We start from the raw sequence: 15,447 nt of genomic DNA, 5'->3' as shown, positions 1-15,447 counted from the left end.
CGCCTCGGAGGCCGCGCGATGAACGTCGCGCTGTTGCTGGCCCGGTTGGGGCCGCTGCCGTTGCGGCGTCTGGTGGTCGGCGCGGCGGCCTCGGCGCTCAGCAGCGCCGTGGTGCTGGCCGTCGTCAACAAGGCGGCGCAGCAGATCGCCGACAACAAGAACGACGTCGTCAATCTGTGGATGGCGGCGCTGTTCGTCGTCTGCGTGCTGCTCTACACCGCGTCGGAAAGCTGGATGGTCGCCCGCATGGGGGCCGACATCGAGGAGGCCATCGACGGCCTGCGCATGCGGCTGCTCGACCGGCTGCGCCACGCCGATCTGTGGAAGCTGGAGCGCTTTGGCGAAACCCCGCTGTTCGAGAGCATCACCCAGAGCTGCCAAGTCATTTCGATGAATTCGCAGTTTCTGGCGTTGTCGCTGCGCTCGGCCCTGATGATCGTCGCGGTGCTGGTTTACATCGCCATCCTGTCGCCCTTGGCCTTCCTGCTGATCGGCGCGCTGATGGCCGTCGGCGCGGTCAGCTACACCCGGCTGGGCCAGGCGCTGAACGAACGGCAGGAGGCGTTGAACGCCCAGGAGGCCGGTCTGTTTGAAAGCGTGTCGGACCTGTTCGACGGCTTCAAGGAACAACGGCTGAACAGCGCCCGCAGCCGCGACCTCAACGCCACCTTCGACCGTGTGTCGGCGACCACCACCACCGCCCGCAACGAGGTGCATCTCCACGGCTGGCAACAGTTCGTCTTTGGCGAAACCGCCTTCAACATGATGCTGGGCATGGTGGTCTTCGTCGTGCCCAACTACTCGTCCGCCTTCGGGCAGGAGGTGGTGAAGGTGACGGCGGCGATCCTGTTCATGGCCTCGCCGGTGTTCGGCCTGATGCAGTCGATGGCGGTGATGGGCGCGGCGGATTCTGCCGCCGGGCGCATGATCGAGCTGGAAAGCCAGTTGGACGGGCTGGCCGAACCCGGGGCCAGCGCCCCGCCCTTGCCGGTGCCCGAGGATTTCCAGGAGATCCGCCTGGAAGGGATCGAATTCGCCTTTCCCGCCCCGGCGGGGGAGCAAAGCTTCGCCGTCGGCCCCTTCGACCTGACCATCCGGCGCGGCGAGACGATTTTCGTCACCGGCGGCAATGGGTCGGGCAAATCAACCTTCATCAAGCTGCTGACCGGCCTCTATCACCCCTTGCGCGGGCGGTTGACGGTGGATGGCGTGGACATCGGGCCGGGCCGTCAGACGGCCTACCGCGCCCTGATGGCCACCGTCTTCGCCGATTTCCACCTGTTCGCCCGCCTCTACGGCATGGATCGCCCCGACCGGGCCGAGGCCGACGCCCTGATGCGCTGGATGGAGATGGAGCGCGTCACCGCTGTGGAAGGCGACCGTTTTGGGCGGCGCGACCTGTCCGCCGGACAGCGCAAGCGGCTGGGGCTGGTCGCCGCCATTCTGGAGAAAAAGCCGATCCTGATCCTCGACGAATGGGCCGCCGATCAAGATCCGCATTTCCGCCTGAAATTCTACCGCGAGATCGTGCCTGAGCTGAAACGGCGCGGCCTGACCATCATCGCCGTCACCCATGACGATCATTATTTCGACGTCGCCGACCGCCGCCTGCACATGGAGGAAGGCCGTTTGAGCGAACTTGTTGTCCCGCAAGGGGGTGCGGCGTGAGGCTGATCCGTCTGATCCGGCAGGAAATTCCGCAAAATCTGCGGTCGCTGGCGATCATGACCGCGCTGTCGGCGCTGTCCACCTCGGTCCTTCTCTGGGTCGTCGATCTCGCCGCCAAGGACGCCGCCAAGGGAACCCTCAGCGTCCGCCTGCTGCTGCTGTTCGCCGTCACCATCACCCTGTTCGGCGTGACCCACAATTACGTGCTCGTCACCGCCTCGCAGGACGTCGAGGGGCTGATCCACCGGCTGCGCGTGCGCCTGTTCGACGCGGTGCGCCGGGCCGATCTGGTGACGGTCGAACGGGTGGGCCGCGCCGCCCTGCACGGCGCCCTGACGCAGGATACCCAAACGCTGGCCCGCACCCTGCCGATGCTGGTGATCGGCGGGCAGCAGGCGACGATGCTGGTCTTCCTCGCCCTTTATCTGGCGTGGCTGTCGCCCATCGCCTGCGTGATGGCCTTCAGCTTCGCCGGATTCGCCGTGGCCCTGCGCTTTTCGCGGATGGCGGCGCTTGGCCAGTCGATGCGGGCGGCGATGGGGGCGGAGATGTCCGTGTTCGACGGGCTGACCGACCTTTTGCGCGGCTTCAAAGAGGTGCGGATGAGCGTGCGGCGGGCCGACGGGGTGATCGACGATCTCGCCCACGCCTCGGACACCGCGCGGCGGGTCAACACCGGCATGAAGGCGCAGTGGGGCCGCGAATTCGCCCTGCTCCAGGCCCTGTTTTACGTGCTGGTCGGCTTGATGGTCTTCGTCGTGCCGCTGTTCACCACCAGCTATCACGAGGTGGTGGTCCCGGCCACCATGGCGGCGCTGTTCATCGTCGGGCCGGTCGGCACGCTGGCCCACGTCACCCCGCTGGTGACGCAGACCGAATTCGCCCTGGCCAACATCGAAAGCATGGCGACGCTGCTGAGCACGGCGGCGGGCGATTCCCCCGACGAAACTGCCCGCGCGCTCGACCAACCGCCGCAGCGGATCGCCTTGCGCAACGCCAGCTTTTCCTACACCGACGCGGCGGGGAACCCGATCTTTTCGGTCGGACCGCTGTCGGCGGAGTTCCACGCCGGGGAGATCACCTTCGTCACCGGCGGCAACGGGTCCGGCAAATCGACCATGCTGCGGCTGCTGACCGGACTGATGCCGCTCAGCGGCGGCAGCCTGCTGGCCGATGGCGAGCCGGTGGAGCCGGAGCGGATGCAAAGCTACCGCGACCAGATTTCGGCGATTTTCTCGGACTATCACCTGTCGCGGCGGCTCTACGGCGTCGCCGATCCCGACCCGGCCCGCGCGCGCGCCCTGCTGGAGCGGTTGGAGATGCAGGACAAGGCCAACGTTCAGGATGGGGCCTTCACCACCGTCGATCTGTCCACCGGCCAGCGCAAGCGGTTGGCCCTGGTCGTCGCCCAGATGGAGGACAAGCCGGTCATCGTCCTCGACGAATGGGCCGCCGACCAGGATCCCCATTTCCGCCGTGTCTTTTATGAAGAGTTGCTGCCCGAGATGAAGGCCAAGGGAAAAATCGTCATCTGCGTCACCCACGACGACCGTTGGTTCGGTCTGGCCGACCGCGTGTACCACATGAACGAGGGCCGGATCGAAGCCGGGCGCGTCGGCCCCGCCTCGACGCAAGACGGAGGCGCGGCATGACCCGCAATCCCTGGCTGCAAGGCTTCCGCCCGGTTTCCCAGCCGCGCCGCACGCTGGTCTGTTTCCCCTACGCCGGGGCCGGGGCGGCGCTGTACCGCGATTGGCATCTCCACGCCGCGCCGGACGACGAGATCATCGCCGTCCGCCTGCCGGGCCGTGAAAGCCGCATCGGCGAACCCTGCCTGACCGAGGTGGCGGCGGCGGTTCCGGCGATCCTCGACGCGCTGGCCAGCCGGTTGGACCGTCCGTTGATCCTGTTCGGCCATTCGCTGGGGGCGGCCTTGGCCTACGCCACCGCGCGCGCCCTGATCGCGGACGGGCGCCCGCCCCGGCTGCTGGCCGTCTCGGGCCGACGGGCGCCCGACCAGCCGCTTCGCCGCGCGCCGACCGCCAGCCTGAGCGAGGCGGAGTTCCGCGACCGTCTGCACGCGCTGGGCGGCACCCCGCCGGAGGTTCTGGCCTGCGCCGAGTTGATGGATCTGATGCTGCCGCTGCTGCGCGCCGATTTCGCCATGTCCGACGGGTTTTCCGATCCGTCCCCCGCTCCCCTGCCGATTCCCCTGTTCGCCTTCGCCGGAACCGAGGATCCCGAGGTCAGCGTGGCCGACGTGGCGGGTTGGGAGCGAGCGGCGGGGGCCGGATTCACCCTGCGCGCTCTGCCGGGCGACCATTTTTTCCTGACTCAGCACCGCCGTGAAATTGTAAAAACCATTCTTCCGCTCGACTTATAAAATCATGATTGTCCTCACCCCCTCCGATTGCGCTGTTGCCGATTTGACGATGACGCGTTCATTCGTTAGCCCATATCAGGACTCCGTCGGTTCCACCCGTCGGCGGTTCAACGCGGGCCGTCCCCTTGGGGCCGTCACACGCCGCGCGCCGGTTTGGCGCGCGGTCTTCACCGATGCTTTTTTGGGAGCACCAACCGATGGTCATTAAGAAAGACCCGCCGACCGGCGACGGCGCCCCGCCGTTCACGCCGGATCCGGTGGTCGAAGCGGCCGCCGCCCCGACCACCCCGTTCGTGACGGACAGCGCCGCCGAAACCGCGTCGGAAGCCGCGCCCGAGGCTGCGGCCCTGGACGCGGCCCCGGAAGCGGTCGCCTCCGAAGCGACCGTTGAGAGCGAGCGCGAGCGTCACGCCCACACCATCATCCGCAACCATGTGCTGCTGTCGGCCGCCGCCGGGGTCATCCCGGTGGCCTTCGTGGACACCGCCGCCGTGGCCGTCGTTCAGCTCCGTCTGTTGAAAGAGCTGTCGGACGTCTATGGCGTCAGCTTCCGCGCCGACATCGGCCGTTCGGCGGTGGGAACCCTGCTGGCCAGCGTCACTCCGGCTCTGCTGGGCGGCGGCATCCTGGGTTCGGCGGCGGTCAACGCGGCGCTGCGCAGCGTTCCGGTGGTCGGCACGGTCACGCGCTTCGCCACGCAGCCGCTGTTCAACGCCGCCTTCACCTACGCGCTTGGCAAGGTGTTCCAGCAGCATTTCGCCTCGGGCGGCACCTTCCTGACCTTCGACCCGGAGAAGGTGAAAACCTATTTCCGCGAGAAGTATGACGAGCTGCGCCGCCGCAAGGGCGTGGTTCCTGACGCGGTTCCCGACGCCGTCGCGGCCTGATCCGTGCTAGGAGGACAGGGGCGGAGGGGCCGTTTCGGCGTCTCCGCCCCAGCCCCCGGCTGCGTCATCCCGCGCGCCGCCCGAGCGACGCCTGTTTTTTCTTGAGGCCCGGACCATGCCGATCATCTTTTCTGGCCTGTACATCGCCGCCTGCGTGGTTTGCGGCGTCATGGGGCGCAACACCGTGTTCGGGTTCATGGGGCATTTCCTGCTGGCTCTGTTCCTGACGCCAATGGTTGATTTCATCATCCAGGCGGTTGGACGGCCCAGCGCCCGGCTGCGCGACAAGATCCTGTCGCTGAGATCCCGATGACCACCATCGATTTGGCCCCCCACCACCCATCCGCCCCACAGCGCGCCCGGCTGTGGATGAAGCGGCACGCCATTTCCTTTTACGCGCTGATTCTGACCACGCTGATGGCGCTGTTCGCGCTTGGCCCGTCGATCTTCATCGAGGTGCCCGCCGGTCACGTCGGCGTGTTGTGGCTGCGTTTTCTCGGCGGAACCGTGACCGAACATGTCTTCAAGGAAGGCATGCACGTCATTTTCCCGTGGGACGTCGTGACCCTGTATGACGTGCGTCTGCGCAACGACAACCGCAAATACGAAGCGGTGTCGGCCAACGGCATGGCGCTGACGGTGGAGGTGGCGATCCGCTACCGCGTCAACCCGCCCGCCGCCGGTCTGCTGCACAAGCTGACCGGGCCGGCCTACGCCGAAACCCTGGTTCATCCCAAAATGGCCAGCCTGGTGTATGAGTTCATTTCGGAACGCAACCCGGAGACCTTCTATTCCTTTGACCGCGCCGACATTCAGAATTTCCTGCTGACCCACGCGCGCAAGGATTTCCCGGTCCCCCCCGACGAATTCGACATCGCGCCCGAACATGCGGGCGAGGCGATGATACGGGTGGAGGATGTGCTGGTCAGCGGCATCGCCCTGCCGCCGCTGGTCCGTCAGGCCATCGACCGCAAGATGGAACAGCAGCAGATCATGCAGGAATACGACTTCCGCGTCGCCCGCGAGGCCAAGGAGCGGGACCGGAAGCGGATCGAGGCCGAGGGTATTCGCGACTTCCAGGAAACCGTCGCCCACACCATCACGCCGGAATATCTGCGCCTGCGCGGCATCGAAGCGACGCGGGCCTTCGCCGATTCCCCCAACGCCAAGACGATCATCATCGGCGGGCGCGACGGTCTGCCGGTCATCCTGAACACCGCCGACGACGCCAAGCCGACGGCGGCCCCAGCGCGCGAGGCCGCGCCGCAACAACCAGCCGCGCCGTTGCCGACCTCGCTGCCGACCGCCGCATTGCCGACCGCCCCCCTGCCCACCGCCGCATTGCCCACCACGACCATGCCAACCACACCGGCGAACGACCCGCCGTCCAACACCCCGCCCCTGCCGCCCGCTGCGGCGCTGCCCTCGGCGACGCCGTAACGGGTGGGCTTGGTCAGGGAAGCCGCGCGCCGGTGAAGGGATTCCAGCCTTGGGCGGCCAGCGCCGCCCAGGCGGTGGCCCCCAGATGCGGGCGGCGGTAATAGAGGAAATCGGCGGTCTTGCTCTCCGGCCCGATGGCCAAGCCAGTGGTCAGGATCGCCGAGCGGGTCGCCCACAGGAAGCCGCCGGGGCTGACGTCTTGCAACAGATCGGCGAACAGCCGGTCGGCGTCGGCCTTGCGCCCCACCGCGCGATAGGCCAGCGCCGCTTGCGCCGTGCCTTCCACCCACACGCCGTCACGGTCGTCGTTGAAGTCGAAACCGCCCTCCACCCCATGGGCGCGCTCGGCGTAGGTCAGCGCCGCCCGCCAGCCCGTCGGCGCGTCGCGCAGCAGCAGCGGCCAGAGCTGGGCGTCCAAGCCGGAGGTGGCGCGGCTCACCGTCACCCCGTCCGGCGTGGTGCCGACGGGGAAGTGATCGCCGCCCGCCGCCCACAGCGCGTCCAGAAAGCCGCGCGCCGCCTTGGCCGGGGCCGCCCATTCGCCGCCGCCGCCCAGCCGGTCAAACAGGGCGACCAGATCGGTGTTGTGCTCCGTCGCCTTCCAGGTCAGCGCTTGCGACGCGTTGTCAAAGCCCTGCACTCCGCCGTTGAAGCCGCCCGGTCCGCGCGGGTCGGCGGCGTGCTCCACCACCCAGCGGGCCAACCCCGCCGCCCCCTCGCGGAAGCGTTTTTCGCCGGTCGCCTCGGCCAGGGTCAGCAGGGCCAGCCCGGCCCAGGCGACGTTGCCGGTGGCGGTGCCGACCTGATAGGGATCCTCCAGCCAGCGGTTTTCCACCACATCCCACCAGCCCATCGGCGGGATTGGCCGCTGCTTCTGCGCGCCCGCCCGGTAGGTGTTGCGCAGCCGCCCCTTGCGCCCGGCGCGGTCGAGGTTGGCCGCGTCCAACAGCGCCTCGCCGATCCGCAACGCCTGCGCGCGCTGGCCGCAGGCGTGCAGCGCGATGACGGCCAGCGCGTTGTCGTAGGTGAAGGCGGCGACGGACAGCGCCGGTTCCGAAGTCGGCCCGGCGGCGAAAGCGTTGTCGTAGCTGCGCAGAAACACCGATCCCGAACCGGGGATCTCATCGACCCGTGCCGTCAGCGTGGCGCAGGTCTTCGCCGCCAGCTCCGTCCCGGCGGTTGACGCGGTTGCGGCGCGGGCCGGGATGTTGGCCGTCCACAGCAGCGCCGCCACGGCGACCATCGTTCCCAACGCCGCCCGGCGTCCCTCGCTGACCACACGCATGACGGACACCGTCGCTTTCCAGATTCATAGGAACGCAACATATGGGCTGTTCGCCCCGTCGCCGCAACCGCAGCCCTCACAGAGTCCGCGCCGCGACCCAGGCCTGCCCCAGCGCCAGACCGCCGTCGTTCGCCGGGGCCTGACGCGGCAGCAGCGCCGCCACCCCGGCGGCGGCGAAGCCGTCCACCAATCCCGCCGCCAGAACGGCGTTCATCAGGCAACCGCCCGACAGCGCGATCCGCCGCTCCCCGCGCGTTCGCAACTCCGGCAGCGCCCAGGCGATCAACGCGGCGATCAAGGTTCCGTGGAACAGCTCGGCCCCCTCCGTCGCGTCGGTCGCCGTCAACAGACGCTCCAGCAGGGGGGTGAGGTCGAGCACGCCGTCGCGGACGCTCCACGTCCCCTCGGCGACGCGCGGACGGTGGACCAGCGATTCCAGCACCATCGGCGCCTCGCCCTCAAACCCGGCCAGCGGGCGCACGCCGAGGATCCCGCAAGCCGCGTCGAACCAGCGCCCGCAAGAGCTGGTCAGCGGCGCGTTGATCCCCCGCTCGATCATCCGCCGAACCCCCTCCGCCGGGCCATGGGCGGCGAAGCGGGCGGGAATCTCCTCCGCCCGGCCCATCCGCGCCAGGGCCGCCGCCGCCATCCGCCACGGCTGCCGGGCGGCGACGTCGCCGCCGGGTTGGGCCAGCCGGGCCAAGCGCCCAAGCCGGGTGAAGCCCGCGCCCTCGACCCGCAACAGCTCCCCGCCCCAGGATTCGCCCCCCGGCCCCAGCCCGAAGCCGTCGAGCGCCAGACCAAGCGTCGGTTCCGTCACCCGATGTTCGGCCAAAACGGCGGCGAGATGGGCGTGATGATGCTGCACCGCCACAATGGGCAGGCCCAAGCGTTCGGCAAAGCGGGTGCTGGGAAAATCAGGGTGGGCGTCGTGGGCGACCGCCACCGGCGCCACCCCCAGCAGATGCAGCAGATGGCCGACCGTCTCCTCGAAAAAGCCGATGGTCGCGGCGTTGTCGAGGTCGCCGATGTGCTGCGACAGGAACGCCTCGTCCCCCCGCGTCACGCAAATCGCGGTCTTCAAATGGCCGCCGACCGCCAGAATCGGCGGAACCGGATGGGCCAGCCGGATCGGTTCGGGAACCCGCCCACGCCCCCGGCGCAGCACGGCGGGGGCGCCAGCCAGCCAGCGCGTCACCGAATCGTCGGCGCGGACGATGATGGGCCGGTCATGATCGACGATGACGTCGGCGATGCCGCCCAGCCGCGCCCGCGCCTCGTCATTGTCGATGACCAGCGGTTCGCCGCCGGGGTTGGCCGAGGTCATCACCAGGGCCAGATCCTGCGGTTCCTCCATCCAGCCCGTACCAGCCGGTCGCCCCGCCGCCTCGTGAAACAGCAGGTGATGCAGCGGCGTGTAGGGCAGCATGACGCCCAACCACGCCAGATCGGGGGCGACGCCGGGGGCCAGCACCGGGCCGTCCGCGCGCCGCCGGGCCAGCAGGATCGGGCGGGCGTGGCCGGTCAACAGGGCGCGCTCCTCCGCCGACAAAGCGACGAAGCGGGCGGCGGAGGCGGCGTTGGCGACCATCAGGGCGAAGGGCTTGCCGTTGCGCTGCTTGACCCGGCGCAAGCGTTCCACCGTGTCGGCCCGCGTCGCGTCGCAGACCAGATGAAAGCCGCCCAACCCTTTCAGCGCGACGATCCGCCCGGCGCGCAGATGGTCGAGGATGACCTCCGGCGGGCAGGACAGTCGGGGGCCGCAATCCGGGCAGGCGGTGGGCTGGGCGTGAAAGCGCCGGTCGGTCGGATCGTCATACTCCGCCGCGCAAGCCGGGCAGAGCGGAAAGCCCGCCATCGCCGTTTGCGGTCGGTCGTAGGGCAAGCGGCGGGTGATGGTGAAGCGCGGGCCGCAATGGGCGCAGTTCAAAAAGGCGTAGCGATGCCGCCGGTCGCTGGGATCGAACAGCTCGGCCAGACAGGCCGGGCAGACGGCGGCGTCGGCGGCCACGCCGGTGGCGACCACCCCGCTGGCGTCGCTGGCGTGGATTGCGAAGCTGGTTTCTCCCGCCAGCGCCGGACATTCGACGCTCTCCACCGCGTCGATGCGGGCCAGCGGCGGGGCCTGCGCGGTCAGCGCCTCGACAAAGGCGGCGACGCCGTCCCCCTGTCCCTCGATCAGCACGCCCTGGGAATCGTTGCGCACCCAGCCAGTGACGCCAAAGCGCAGGGCCTGCGCGTGGACATGGGGGCGGAACCCCACGCCTTGGACCAGCCCGCGCACCCGGATTTGCAAACGCCGCATCATGCCGCTGAATTCATCGCCGCCATAGAGCGGATGGAGCGGACGAGGCTCTGCGGCATCACCGGCTTGGCCAGCAGCGACAAGCCATCGGCCACATCCACCACCTCCGCCATCAACTCCTCGGCGTAACCCGTGACCATCAGAATGGGAATGGGGTTGTTGCGCGCCCGGATGGCGCGGACCATGTCCAACCCGTTCATCCCCGGCATCATGTGGTCGGTGACGATCACGTCAACCGGCGGCCCTTGATCGAGCAAACCAAGCGCGGTTTCCGCGTCCGCCGCCTCTTGCACGGCGAAACCGGCCTGAGTCAGAAAATCGGCGGTGGCGCCGCGCACCAGATCCTCATCATCCACCAAAAGGATCGAGCAGAGGCTCGCCGCCTCGCCCACCGGCGCCCGCGCCGAAGCCGACGACGACGCCGGGGCAATCGCCACCAGTTTCGCCGTTGCGCGGGGCAGGAACAGCGTCACCGTGGTTCCGCCGCCGGGTTGGCTGTCAATCGCCACGCCCCCGCCCGATTGGGTCGCCAACCCATGCACCATGCTGAGGCCCAGGCCGGTGCCGCGCCCAACCTCTTTGGTGGTGAAAAAGGGTTCAAAGGCGCGCGCCGCCACCTCCGGCGTCATGCCGGTCCCGGTGTCGCGCATGGCGATGGCGACATACTCGCCGGACGACAGGCCCGCGATGGACGACTCGCCGACCGCCCGGTTGGTCGCGGCGATGGTCAGAGTGCCGCCGCCCGGCATGGCGTCGCGCCCGTTGATCGCCAGATTCATCAGCGCCATTTCCAACTGGTTGGCGTCGATCATCGCCGACCACAGGCCGGGGGCCGACCAGCGCTCCACCCGCACCGCACCGCCAAGCGTCCGCTCCAACAGCGCCGCCACCCGCGCGGTCAGCACGTCCACATCGACGATCTCCGGGCGAAGCTGCTGACGCCGCGAAAAAGCCAGAAGATGCTGGGTCAGCGTCGCCCCGCGCTCCACCGCTTGAAGCGCCATGCGGGCGGGGCCGACCACGCGGTCGTCCTGGCTGCGGCTTTCGATGACGTGCAAATTGATGCCAATGGCTTGGAGCAGATTGTTGAAATCATGGGCGACGCCGCCGGTCAACTGGCCGATGGCCTCCATCTTCTGGGCCTGCCGCAACGCTTGTTCGGCCTGCTCACGCCCCTCCACCGCCTGCCGCGCCTCGGCCATCGCCTGGGCCGTCGCCTCATAGGCCCAGAACTGGCGGGCCAGCGCCCACAGCGCCAACAGCACCGCCAACGAACCGACCAGCCCGGCCACGACGATGGTGGCGACCTGCGCGCGCCAGCCCGCCAACACATCCACCAGCGTCCGCGTGACGTTGACCACCACCGGATAGGCCTGCACCGCCCGCGTCGCCACCACCCGCGTCCCGGCGTCCAACCCGTCCGGGGCCAGAAACACCCCGGAGTCGGCCTTTGACAGCACGTCCAGGAACAGACGTTGGCCAACCGGCTTGCCGACGCCGGGCAGCGCCGGATGACGGGTCAGCAAAATGCCGTCGCGCCGCCACAGGCTGATGCTGCTGGTCGCGTCGCCAACCCGCAAACCGCGATAGAGCCGCTGGAAATAATCAAGGTCGATGGCCCCCAGCGCCAGCCCAAGAAAGCGGCCATCGGGCGCGCTGACCCGGCGGGTCAGATAGACGGTCCAAGCGCCGCTGCCGCGATTTTCCACCGGCTGGCTGAGAAACGGCTCGTCGGTGTTGCGGTCCTTCAGGGCGAGAAAGAAATCGCGCTCGGCCACGTTGATGGCCGGCGGCGGGTAAAAGCGCGAGAAATTCACCAATTGCCCATCCGCCCCGATCAGCGTCACCGCGTCGAGCTGCGGCACCACCGACGCTTTGGCTTTCAGCAGCTCATGGGTGTCCTGGTCGGAGCGCAGACGGACGACATCCTCGGGCGTCGCCACCCCTTCGGCCTTCATCTGGTCGATGACGCTGGTCAGCACGAGATCGACGCTCTGAAGCGCGCGCGCGGTTTGTTCGGCCAGCGACAGGTTGAGCGTCGCCAACTCGCGCTTGGCCCCGTCGATCTCCTTGTCGCGCAAAATTTGGGTGTACTGAGCCGTTCCCGCCACAATGGCGGCCAGCGCCAAGACGCCAATCAAAAAAAGAAGTCTCAAGGGGCGACTCGCGCGCAGGTGAGAGAGCCATCGGTCAGGCCAGGACGGCAAAACGGATCGTGCAACCATGGCGTTAAGGCTCACCCCCCACCGCCAAGATTGCAACCAGCGCGGTTTGTGGATCATCGGCGGCGCCGTGGCAAGCGTCAAGGTGGCGTTCCGCGCGACCCTGCCTAGCCAAGCCGCATAGGCCATAGGGACAAATCAGTGACCAAACAGATCCAATTCCGGATCCGGATCGGTCGCCGGATGGACCAGATCGGTGCAGCCGACGCCGATCAGGCGGAAGGCGCGCCCGTCCACCTCGCGCTCCAGCAGGGCAAGACCGGCGGCAAAAATGGCGTCGGCGGAACTGGTCGGCTCAACCCGGCGGGAGCGGGTGAGCTGTTGGAAATCCTTGGTCTTCAGCTTCAGCACCACGCTGCGGCCCAGCAACCCTTCGCGCTCCAACCGGCGCGCCACCTTGGCGGCCAGCGGGCGAAGCTCCTGCGTCAGGGCGGGCAAGGCGGTGACGTCCCAGTCAAAGGTTTCCTCCGACGAAACGCTTTTGCTGACCGATTCCGGCTGGACCCGCCGGGTATCCTCGCCGCGCGCGAAGTTGTGCAGGACCCGCCCCATCGCACCATAGCGCTTGACCAGCCAATGCTCGTCCTTGTCCTGAAGATCGCCGACGCGGGTGACGCCATCGGTGAACAGCTTGCGTTCCAAGGCCGGGCCAACGCCCCACAGGATCGTGACGCGCTTGGGCGCCAGAAAGGCCGCCGCGTCGGCCCGGCCCAGCACGGAAAAGCCGCGCGGCTTGTCGAGGTCGGAGGCGATTTTCGCCAACAGCTTGTTGTAACTGAGGCCAATCGACGCGGTGATGCGCAGCTCGCTTTCAAAGCGGCGAACGATCTCGACCAGCGCCTGGGCCGGGCTGACGCTCAGGCGCTCTTCCACGCCGCTCAGGTCGAGATAGGCCTCGTCGATGCTGATCGGTTCGACCAGCGGGGTGAAGGCCTCCATGATCGCGCGGGCGCGGTGGCCGACCTCTTTGTATTTGGCGATGTCGGGCCGGATGATGGTGGCGTCGGGACAGCGGTCCAGCGCCTCGCGGATCGTCATGGCCGAGCGCACCCCCGACATGCGGGCGACGTAGCAGCAGGCGGCGACCACCCCGCGATGGTCGTCGCCGCCGACGATCACCGGACGGCTGGCCAATTCGGGCCGATCCCGCTTTTCCACCGTGGCGTAAAAGCTGTCGCAATCAATGTGGCCGATGGTCAGATCATGCAGTTCCGGGTGACGGAACAGGCGGCGGCTGTCGCATTTCGGGCAACGCGCGGCCTGCCCGTCAAACGCGGCGGCGCAATCACGGCAGACACAGGGCGCGCTCATCCCAGCCAAAACCTCCGGCCCGGCTCGCCCGCCCAACCCAACGGCGGCGACCCGGCCCGCTCACTCTAGCAAAACCGCGCGCGCCGGGCCAGTCTGTTGGGTACAAAAAAGGAACAAACACAGCCAAGCCACTGCCTCAATACCGAACAGAACGCAGTGTGAAGCTGATTCCGCCTGCATCAGAGGCTGGATTGTAGGGCAAATCATTGGCTTGACGACACACTGGAGGAGCCTGGTCCCCACCACCAAACAACGAATCAATATGTTCGGCGGCATGGTTCTGGTCACTATGAGCGCACCACAACTCCCAGGCATCTCTCACTGGAAAAGTCTAGAACAAGGGCATCAGGAATGTGCTATAATGAGCCTATGTTCATCGAACGCGATAAGGAAAAAAATGATTGAAAATTTAGAGAGAAGCATCGAAAGCATATTTCAATTATACGATGAGATATTGACGGGAGATAAAAGGAAAAAATTCTTCATTGTCGGCATAAACGATAGTCACATTATAACATCGAGCCATCACGAAGGGGGAAAAGAAACAAAAATTTTGATTGATTCAATAAAATACCTCGCAAACATTATTGATGATAATAAGCATTACACCATGCAAGATATTATCGATATAATGTTAAATGCAGGATTACCACATCATTCAATGCCTCCTAGACTATCAGGTCTAGCAAAAGAATTCAGACGCAGAGTCGGAGGCTTTCAAAGCATTAGTCATTATAAAAATAGTTTTTACGAAGAGGTTGAAAATGCCCTAAAGGGGGAAAAATGGATGAAAAATATTGATAATTATCCTAAAAAACCGGGGAAACGGCCAATTTTAGTATGGTATTATCAAAGAAATCCTAACGTGGTCGCGACCGCCCTTTCACGGGCAAAAGGAACATGCGAACAGTGTGGGGAAAATGCTCCATTTAAACGGAAAGCAGACGAATCTCCCTATCTTGAGGTTCATCACATCGTCCCGCTTTCGGAGAATGGAGACGACACAGTTGATAACACCGTGGCGCTCTGTCCAAATTGCCATAGATTTTCTCACTATGGGTAACTGGCGCGCCTCCTGTGATGCCAAGAACTGCTCAACCCTTCTCATAGGAGGCAGCCGCCCATCACATGGAGCAAGGTTGGCAGATTATGGTAAGTTCCTTACTTCATATATGCTCTAAACACATCATGAGGATCAGACACATTTTCTGATTATTTCTCATTTCCCTGCGCCGCGCCTACGGCCTCAACCCGTCGCCGTCCACCGCCAGCCGTCCGGCCACCACCGCCGCCTGGGTGCGGCTGACCACGTTCAGCTTGCGCAGGATGCTGGAGACATGGACCTTGACCGTCTGTTCCGACACGTTCAGATCCCCGGCGATCTGCTTGTTCAGCTTGCCGTCGACGATCATCGTCAAGATGCGCAGTTGCTGGGGCGAGAGGGAGGCGAAGCGGCGGGCGGCTTCGGCCTCGTCGGCTTCGGGGGTGTCGAGCGCGCTGAGCGGCGGCGCCCACACGTCGCCCGCCAGAATGGCGCGGATGGCGTCGGCCATCGCCGCCATCGACAGGGATTTCGGGATGTAGCCCGACGCGCCATAGGCCAACGCCCGGCGGATGGTGTCGGCGTCCTGCAAGGCCGACAGGATGGCGACCGGCACCGTCGGGTGATGGGCCAGCATCAGGAACAGCCCGGCGAATCCATGGGTTCCCGGCATGTTGAGGTCAAGCAGCACCAAATCGACCCCGTCGGGCCGGGCCGCCACCGCCGCCATCACGGCGTCCAGATCCAGGCATTCGATCACGGCGGCCTCCGGCATCGCCTTGCCCAGCGCGTCGCGCAGGGCCGCCTGCACCAGCGGGTGATCGTCGCCGATGACGATGGTTGTTGTTGTGGTCGTGGTGTCCGCGTCGCTGCTCATGCCGTCGTTTCCCCCTGGCGCTGCGCC

At 66.6% G+C, this 15,447-nt stretch carries 12 protein-coding genes; 7 read left to right on the top strand and 5 right to left on the bottom strand.

Going from position 1 to position 15,447, the window contains the following annotated elements; translation table 11 throughout:
* Positions 1-18: 18 nt before the first annotated feature.
* From D3877_RS21020 to D3877_RS20995, 6 genes are all read left to right on the top strand, one after another.
* Positions 19-1,668 carry a cyclic peptide export ABC transporter gene (locus tag D3877_RS21020; RefSeq protein WP_119832746.1) on the top strand — a complete coding sequence of 550 codons (1,650 nt, stop codon included), beginning with the start codon at positions 19-21 and terminating at the stop codon, positions 1,666-1,668.
* Entirely contained in the window at positions 1,665-3,320 is a 1,656-nt protein-coding gene (locus D3877_RS21015; RefSeq protein WP_119832745.1) for a cyclic peptide export ABC transporter, read from the top strand. The genes D3877_RS21020 and D3877_RS21015 overlap by 4 nt, the downstream gene beginning before the upstream one ends.
* Entirely contained in the window at positions 3,317-4,051 is a 735-nt protein-coding gene (locus tag D3877_RS21010; protein ID WP_119832744.1) for a thioesterase II family protein, read from the top strand. Before D3877_RS21015 ends, D3877_RS21010 begins: the two co-directional genes overlap by 4 nt.
* 197 nt (positions 4,052-4,248) lie before the next feature.
* A complete protein-coding gene (locus tag D3877_RS21005; protein WP_119832743.1) occupies positions 4,249-4,938 on the top strand; it encodes a YcjF family protein in 690 nt (229 codons plus the stop codon).
* Between the two features lie 115 nt (positions 4,939-5,053).
* Positions 5,054-5,251: a hypothetical protein gene (locus D3877_RS21000; protein WP_119832742.1), complete on the top strand. Its 198-nt coding sequence runs from the start codon at positions 5,054-5,056 to the stop codon at positions 5,249-5,251.
* Positions 5,248-6,378 carry a prohibitin family protein gene (locus D3877_RS20995; protein ID WP_199720874.1) on the top strand — a complete coding sequence of 377 codons (1,131 nt, stop codon included), beginning with the start codon at positions 5,248-5,250 and terminating at the stop codon, positions 6,376-6,378. The genes D3877_RS21000 and D3877_RS20995 overlap by 4 nt, the downstream gene beginning before the upstream one ends.
* Before the next feature lie 13 nt (positions 6,379-6,391).
* Here D3877_RS20995 and D3877_RS20990 read toward each other — a convergent pair whose 3' ends face one another.
* The 4 genes from D3877_RS20990 to D3877_RS20975 all read right to left on the bottom strand — a co-directional run bounded on the left by D3877_RS20990 (position 6,392) and on the right by D3877_RS20975 (position 13,501).
* Complete coding sequence (locus D3877_RS20990; protein WP_238475040.1) at positions 6,392-7,663, bottom strand: hypothetical protein; 1,272 nt, start codon at positions 7,661-7,663, stop codon at positions 6,392-6,394.
* A gap of 76 nt (positions 7,664-7,739) precedes the next feature.
* Positions 7,740-9,971 (bottom strand): carbamoyltransferase HypF, encoded by a 2,232-nt coding sequence (gene hypF, locus D3877_RS20985; RefSeq protein ID WP_238475010.1) that lies wholly within the window; start codon positions 9,969-9,971, stop codon positions 7,740-7,742.
* Positions 9,968-12,124 carry a hybrid sensor histidine kinase/response regulator gene (locus tag D3877_RS20980; protein WP_158599959.1) on the bottom strand — a complete coding sequence of 719 codons (2,157 nt, stop codon included), beginning with the start codon at positions 12,122-12,124 and terminating at the stop codon, positions 9,968-9,970. Before D3877_RS20980 ends, hypF begins: the two co-directional genes overlap by 4 nt.
* A 204-nt stretch (positions 12,125-12,328) precedes the next feature.
* On the bottom strand, positions 12,329-13,501 hold the full coding sequence (locus tag D3877_RS20975) for a DNA polymerase IV (RefSeq protein WP_119832740.1): 1,173 nt from the start codon (positions 13,499-13,501) through the stop codon (positions 12,329-12,331).
* Positions 13,502-13,763: 262 nt separating this feature from the next.
* On the opposite strand from D3877_RS20975, the gene D3877_RS30890 reads away from it, so the two are divergent.
* A complete protein-coding gene (locus D3877_RS30890) occupies positions 13,764-14,564 on the top strand; it encodes an HNH endonuclease (protein ID WP_274379642.1) in 801 nt (266 codons plus the stop codon).
* A 175-nt stretch (positions 14,565-14,739) separates the two neighbouring features.
* On the opposite strand, the gene D3877_RS20965 is transcribed toward D3877_RS30890, so the two are convergent.
* Positions 14,740-15,420: a response regulator transcription factor gene (locus D3877_RS20965; RefSeq protein WP_119832739.1), complete on the bottom strand. Its 681-nt coding sequence runs from the start codon at positions 15,418-15,420 to the stop codon at positions 14,740-14,742.
* Positions 15,421-15,447 lie beyond the last annotated feature (27 nt).

Source organism: Azospirillum cavernae (assembly GCF_003590795.1).
GTDB lineage: Bacteria > Pseudomonadota > Alphaproteobacteria > Azospirillales > Azospirillaceae > Azospirillum > Azospirillum cavernae.
The sequence above is the reverse complement of the archived record's forward strand: the minus strand, read 5'-3'. Positions and strand labels throughout refer to the sequence as shown.